This is a genomic window from Baaleninema simplex PCC 7105 (genome assembly GCF_000332355.1).
In the GTDB taxonomy this organism is placed as follows: domain Bacteria; phylum Cyanobacteriota; class Cyanobacteriia; order Cyanobacteriales; family Geitlerinemataceae; genus Baaleninema; species Baaleninema simplex.
This window is the reverse complement of record NZ_KB235958.1, coordinates 1,268,570-1,275,049: the sequence shown is the minus strand read 5'-3', so window position 1 is coordinate 1,275,049 and position 6,480 is coordinate 1,268,570. Positions and strand designations below refer to the sequence as shown.

5 protein-coding genes and 2 pseudogenes are annotated in these 6,480 nt (G+C 51.4%); 5 read left to right on the top strand and 2 right to left on the bottom strand.

Annotation, left to right across the window (positions count from 1 at the left end; genetic code table 11):
* From GEI7105_RS36910 to GEI7105_RS0107610, 5 genes and pseudogenes are all read left to right on the top strand, one after another.
* Positions 1–258, top strand: a pseudogene (locus GEI7105_RS36910) (IS701 family transposase); the annotation flags it as partial.
* Between the two features lie 1,140 nt (positions 259–1,398).
* The gene (locus tag GEI7105_RS40410; protein ID WP_281166979.1) at positions 1,399–1,527 is read left to right on the top strand and encodes a hypothetical protein; all 129 of its coding nucleotides are present in this window, start codon (positions 1,399–1,401) and stop codon (positions 1,525–1,527) included.
* Positions 1,528–1,648: 121 nt separating this feature from the next.
* Positions 1,649–2,005, top strand: coding sequence for a hypothetical protein (locus tag GEI7105_RS35905; RefSeq protein ID WP_144053708.1), 357 nt, complete (start codon positions 1,649–1,651; stop codon positions 2,003–2,005).
* A 338-nt stretch (positions 2,006–2,343) separates the two neighbouring features.
* Positions 2,344–3,387 (top strand): fatty acid desaturase, encoded by a 1,044-nt coding sequence (locus GEI7105_RS0107615; protein ID WP_026097497.1) that lies wholly within the window; start codon positions 2,344–2,346, stop codon positions 3,385–3,387.
* A 473-nt stretch (positions 3,388–3,860) separates the two neighbouring features.
* Positions 3,861–4,106, top strand: a complete 246-nt coding sequence (locus GEI7105_RS0107610) for a hypothetical protein (protein WP_017659876.1) — start codon at positions 3,861–3,863, stop codon at positions 4,104–4,106.
* A gap of 353 nt (positions 4,107–4,459) precedes the next feature.
* Here GEI7105_RS0107610 and GEI7105_RS39755 read toward each other — a convergent pair.
* Both GEI7105_RS39755 and GEI7105_RS0107605 read right to left on the bottom strand, forming a co-directional pair.
* Positions 4,460–4,892: pseudogene (locus GEI7105_RS39755) on the bottom strand (RNA-guided endonuclease InsQ/TnpB family protein); the annotation flags it as partial.
* A gap of 31 nt (positions 4,893–4,923) precedes the next feature.
* Positions 4,924–6,267 carry a four-carbon acid sugar kinase family protein gene (locus GEI7105_RS0107605; RefSeq protein WP_017659875.1) on the bottom strand — a complete coding sequence of 448 codons (1,344 nt, stop codon included), beginning with the start codon at positions 6,265–6,267 and terminating at the stop codon, positions 4,924–4,926.
* Positions 6,268–6,480: the final 213 nt, after the last annotated feature.

Below are 6,480 nucleotides of genomic sequence, written 5' to 3'. Positions count from 1 at the left end.
GGGAATGCCAGGCGAGAGGTTTGAAGAGTTTACAGCGGCATTTAATTTTGGTATTTTGTGCCTACACTTTTATCCTTTGGCATAAGTTGACGGGCGGTTTACGAAGGAAGTGGGCGAACCAACCTTTGGAAACTTTTGTAGATGCTTTAGAGGCTTTTCGGACTAGCCATCGTCTTTTCGTTTTGTTGGTCATGGCTGAACGAGAATCGAGACCTGTTTGCCGCTCACAAAGCGCGTTTTGGCTTGGTTTGGGCTTGAAATTTGTTTAAGTACCGCTAATACGGAATCAGAATTTCAACGCTTCGACTTGGCTCGCTTCGACTTGGCTCGCTTCGACTTCGCTCAGTGTTGAGTCCGAGCGGAGTCGAGGACTCAAACACCGGTTTTACTCAGTCAGACAAGCCCCTCTATCCCCCCAACCATCCCCCCTTAGCCCCCCTTTCAAAGGGGGGCTAAGGGGGGATAGGGGGCTAAGGGGGGATGTGGTGAAGACTTCTTAAAACCTAGCTTATCGGAAGAGGATGGAGTATTACAAGAAAACGAGCCTCGCACTAAGAGCCGTCTAGCAAATCGACCGGCTTACCCACCACCTTACCGCCGCGCGTTCGTACCCACTTCAATCGAAGATTAGAAACGGAGGATTCTGCGGTTTTGGCTAAAACGCGCGTTAAACGAGGCGGATATCGTCTTGTCTGCCTGTGGGGGCTTCAGCAATAGCCAGCCCGCGAAGCAGGAAGCCTGGAATGGGGATAGCGACTTTGTGCAGTTGCCTTATTCTAGGAAGCCCCCGAAGGAAGCTGCTCGGTTTAGCGGTGGGTAACTTCAATGTTGTCTGTCCTCTCAGAGCCGCGGGAGCATCTAGTTAAGGCAATGAGTAGAAATACGCATTGACAGAGGTTCGAGAATAGAGAGGAAAGCATTCCCCAGTCGTCAATGACCCCAGAACGAACGTCAAAAACTCAAAACAAGACTGCCGAGACCGATCGCCGATATCCTGTACCCAAAATACCCCCTAAAAGACGAAAAGTCCAAGACTTCGAGAGCATCGAGCTGAGCCTGCGCGACCACTGGCTCGAAACCCTTGGCCCAGAACTGGCCCTATTTTTTTGCCCAAAGCAGCCAGACTCGTAGCGGACGAGAACGAAAAATTCGACAGCTGTATTGGAGAAGTCTCCCTAACCAGTAATCAAGCCAAACGCTTAAAGGTTAAGCCCCGCACACGAGTGAGTCCTCATCTAGAACGTTGTTCGTTGCTCCTTTGTGCCAACGAATCCTTCGCTAACGCTGAAGTCGATATCGAAGTCCTGACTGGGGTCAAGGTTTCTCACGGCACTCAGCATCGCCAAGCCCGCCAAAACGCAACTGTCATTGAGCCAAAGCCAAGACTCGGTGAGGGAAATGAGTGTTGATGGTGGCAAGGTGCGACTACGCACCCCTAAAGGACAAGAAAGTCTCTGGCGCGACTACAAAGCCATTGCTCTACACGGACAGGTTTGTGCCGCCGTCTTTCAAGACAACGCTCAATAATTGGTGGACTGGGTGCGCCAACAGCCAAGGGCTGAGTCGGTGAGTGTCGTGGCCGACGGTCATCCCGGTGTCTGGAATTTGGCTCGTGATTGCCTCAAGGAATCCCAACGCCAGGAAATTCTTGACTGGTATCACAGAGGTGGAGAACCTCCATCGTGTCGGGGGCTCAAACCAACGTTTAGAAGCGGTACGAGAGCATTTGTGGCAGGGTGAGGTCGAAGCCGCGGGGGCCGAGTTCGGCCAGTGGCGTACTCCAGAAGTGGTCAACTTCCTCAACTATATAGAGCGCCATTCTCATCGCTTACCGAATTATGCCCAACGCCAGGAAAACGGCCAGGTCATTGGTTCGGGGGAAGTTGAATCGACTATTAAACGCATTGGTTTGAGAATGAAGATTTCCGGAGCGCAGTGGAATCGAGAGAATGTCAATCCCATGTTGCGTTTACGCTGTGCTTATCTCAATCGCGAGTTGGCTTAAGTATTTTTACTCATTACTTAAAATAGATGCTCCCCAGAGCCGCAGACACGACGATCGCGGCTGACATCGTCGTCGAGTCGGTAGAGTCCCGATTCGATCGCACTGGATATCGAGCTTAGGGCGATCGCGATCGCTTGTCGTTTTTCGAGCGCGTTCGCTCGAGAACGATCCCCAAAGTATGGTATAAAAGTTGAAGTTTTTTTTCGCTTTGCCGAAACCCTTGTGACAAGTTTCACTGGTTCAGAATTGGGGCGATCGACCTGTCGCCGCTAGTGAATTTTTTTTGTCTTAAATTTCGGCATTGAAAAACAGCCTGACAACAGTAGAGATATCTTTTCATGACCGGAGTATTGACGAAACCAGAAGCATCGAAACCACCTACACTCGATGCTGACGTTCGCATGAAAGACATTTTAAAAACGTTGCCACGAGACGTTTTTAAAAAACGTCCGACTCGAGCTTGGACGGCATTTTTTGCCGATATTGCTCTCGCCGCGATCGGCTATATTGGAATTGCCATTTCCCCTTGGTATTTATTACCATTTTTGTGGGTATTTCAAGGAACTGTTTTGACAGGATGGTTCGTTCTCGGTCACGATGCAGGACATCGCTCTTTTTCTAATCGGAAATGGGTCAACGATCTCGTCGGTCACATCATGTTTTTGCCGCTGATTTATCCGTTTCACGGCTGGCGAATTCAACATAACTACCATCACAAACACACCAATAAATTAGAAGTCGATAACGCTTGGGATCCCTATCGTCCCGAAGTCTATCGCAACTTATCGGCGATCGAACGGGGCATCTACACCGCCGTTCGCGGGCGGTTCTGGTGGGTCGGTTCGATCGGACACTGGCTCGTCCAACACTTTAACTGGAACTTGTTTTCTGGCAAACAGCGAGAACAGGTGCGCTTTTCAGCATTGTTCGTTATCGTCGCCGCTTGTGTGGGCTTCCCGCTCCTCATCGCCACTACGGGAATCTGGGGATTCGTCAAATTCTGGCTGATGCCCTGGATGGTGTATCACTTCTGGATGAGTACCTTTACCCTGGTTCACCACACCCTCCCCGAGATTCAGTTTCAACCGGCCGAGGAGTGGAACGAAGCTCGCGCCCAACTGTGTGGAACCGTTCACTGTTCTTATCCGGCGTGGGTAGAAGTTCTCTGTCACGACATTAACGTTCACCTTCCCCACCACATTTCGACCGCGATTCCTTGGTACAACTTACGTCGCGCCCATCGCGCCTTAAAAGAGCATTGGGGAACCTATACGATCGAAAAAACGTTTTCTTGGTCGTTAATAAAAGAAATTACCGATCGCTGTCACTTGTACGACGCCCACCGAGGTTATCGATCTTTTAACGAAGGGCGAAACGGTTAAACGATCGCGATAAACCTCGAGCGATCTCGCTGTTATCGCCTCGGGCGGGTGTCGTTGCAGACGACGCCCGCCATCATTTTGAGCAGAACCGTCGCGCATCCTACGATTCACCTGACGGTAGAATCGTAGGATGCGGCGGGCAACAGTGTACTATTATTGAATTAGCTGAGTACGGCACTATTACCCGCCAGAATAAGAACTCTGGAGTACCGGGTAGATACAAGACCTGCTCGGTAAGGTACAGCTGAACCTGTAAGTCCGGTATCGCCCGAATTGTTAAAAGTAGGGAGCTAGGTCAAAAGTTGGTATGGCATTGTCGATAATACACTTAAACTCACGAGCGGAAACGACTCGGAGTGCGGTCAAGGCCAAAGTTCCTGACCGTAGGCGAGAGCGCCGCCTATCTTGGACAACTGTAGCTGCTCCGTAGGGGAGAGTGCCGGACAAGGAAGCCGCGATTCTACTGCTTAGCAGTGAATCGTCGGAGCGTTCACGGGTTGGGAACGATGGGGTTGAAAGGTTGGGGTTGGATTGGGTTAACGCTGGTTGGCTCGCTGCTGACGGCGGAAGTGCGGGCAGGAGAACGCAAGGGATTTGCCGAGCCTGAGACGTTTTTGAAAGGAGTGGTGGAGGTTCCTGCAACGGTTCCTCGCGTCAGCGTTGAGGCGGGGACGGTGGAAGGACAACTCGACGCAACCAGTGATACCATTTTTCTATAGTCCTGCTATCAAAATCCGTCGCAGTACTCCGCCTATACCGCGAAGCGGTTAGGGGGTGGTGAAGCGGCGGTGAGTTGAGGTGCGTCCCCTGAACAATGCGATAGCGAGAGAAGGGGATAGCGCCGAAACGAGCCATCAAATATAATTGATAAGGTGGTAACACGCTGAAAACATACGGATAGCTCATCCAGTAGGCAGCCCAGAAGTAACGGTTAAGACACTGGCAACCTGTATAGAGCATAAAGCCCAAAACCAAAAATCAGATCCGTCCGGCTTGGGGGCACCAAGTGGACGTAAAACAAAAAGCCTGTGGAATCGTTCTGGCGGGGACTTGAAGTTATCTGAGTTCAAGTCTAGTCAAGAGGTTGAGAAGCAGGAAATCCTTGGTGTGAACCCGGGAATCTCCCTGCATACCCGATAGGGTTGCTGGGAGAGGATGTCAAAGAAGCGTTCACCTCGACTGCACTCGGTGAGCGAAGCCGAACCGAAGTTCCGGTATGCCCTACGGTACGAATCCCCCCGTAGCCTCCCGAACCGACGGGGGGTTGGGGGGATATTGCGTGCGGCGTTATGGCCTCTGTCAAGTTCGCAACCACACTGACAAACATGGGTTCTCGTCGAAAGAGATTTTTGAGCGATCGCACCGCAACTCGAGCATTGCTCGGAGGTATAGGCAGGATTCACAGCCACGGTCATCTTGCCAAATTTCGCCCCAAAATACTCCAACCACTTCCTGAACTGATACCAACCGGCATCGTGAATCGACTTAGCGAGACAGTGGTTCCTCCACGAAAAAACAGAATTGTCAAAAGCTGCTTTAGAAGGGCGGGGTCTTAGACCCAAAATTTTTGATAAAGCGTTTGTACACCGTGACCAAGCCATCTGCATCGCCGACGTTACCGGGAAACAGAACCACTGGGAGATTGGGAAACTGCGAGTGTGTTTCGGGGGTGCGAACCACGGAACATCCGGCGAGGATTTGTCCCAACAGTCGCGCCGTTTGTAAGGCTAACCCCGTACTCAAAACGTCGTTGGAAGTGATTCCACCTTTACTAATTAAGAAGCCAATATCCTTCGGTAAACCGCGTACCACATCCATTAACAGCGAGGAAACACCGATTCCAAAGCGCAGTCGCGTTGGCGTGTCGGGAAACTGCAATTCCTCGCGACTGGTGTAAATGGCGGGAGTTTTTCCCGAATTCCAAATGTCGTGAGTTTTCGCTAAAACGGACTCTAACAACGCCTGACGCTGTTCTTGGGAGTCTTCGAGAAGGTGCGTCACGTCTACTTCAACCCCTTCAATTCCCGGTTCTTGGAGCAACCGATCGAGTTGTTGGGTACTTTTTTTAACGTGAGACCCTACTAACACCGCACCAGGTTTTCCACCTCGAACGTATTGCGCCATATCTTCGGCGGCGATGGGTTGTTTCCCTAAGTTCGCGAGGGAGGTGAGCAAACTCGCCGCACTGCGGAAGAGAAAGCGTTTCCCGTGACTGGCGGCTTCTCGAACGTCAGCGGCGAAGCGATCGAGATCGGCTTGGGTTTCTGCATCCACGACGCCGCAGCAGTTGTCGGTGAGATGTTGTAGGCGATCGAGACATCCCGATCGCACGTCGTCGAGGACGAACCGTTCGACATCGTCAGCTTTGATGCGTCCCTGGGTTTTTTCTTCGACGTAATCGGGAAGATAGCTGTGATGGTAGCCGAACACCGAGTCTTTGGCGAATTCCGTTTCGTGAACCGGGGTTTCGACACCATCGACGAGGAGATAGTGAACGCTGTCGCGGGTGAAGCGTCCTCCTTCAAAAAAGGCGGGGGTGAGGAAGTGCGCGTCAAACGAACCGAGTTCTTCGGCGATCGCGTCGGTTTCGATGGGGTAATGTCCCCGCAACGTCGAATCCGAGCGACTCACCACGAGAAAATCGGCGATTTCCGTTTCGGCGATCGCCTGTTTGAGATTTTGGCAGACTTCCCGCGTAATCTGGGCGGCGTCTTCCGGGGTGCGCGCGCGTGTGTTCGTCAGAACGAAGAAAATCGGCGCGTCGTCCTGTAGTCCAATTCTGAGGGTCTCGACATCCCATTTCGTTAGCAACAAGCAGCTATGAACGGTTTGGGAGCCGGTGGGATCGTCATCGAGAACAATAATTTTCGGCTGACTCATCTTAAAAATGTCTTCGATCGTTATCTCTCCATCCCATCATCCCATCATCCCTTTGACAGTGAACAGTCACCAGTCGCCAGTCACCAGTCACCAGTGAGGAGATGAAAGTAATGAGGAGTAATGCCTTCGTGGTGCAGAAAAGTCCTGAAACCCACATTCCGCACTTCAAATGTAGTGTATAAGTAGTATAAATTGAATCGGAAAAGAATTAGG

What these genes read in the sequence shown, in the direction of transcription:
- GEI7105_RS40410 (WP_281166979.1), top strand. Translation starts at nt 1,399, where the DNA reads ATGAGTGTTGATGGTGGCAAGGTGCGACTACGCACCCCTAAAGGACAA.
- GEI7105_RS0107615 (WP_026097497.1), top strand. Translation starts at nt 2,344, where the DNA reads ATGACCGGAGTATTGACGAAACCAGAAGCATCGAAACCACCTACACTC.
- GEI7105_RS0107605 (WP_017659875.1), bottom strand. Translation starts at nt 6,267, where the DNA reads ATGAGTCAGCCGAAAATTATTGTTCTCGATGACGATCCCACCGGCTCC.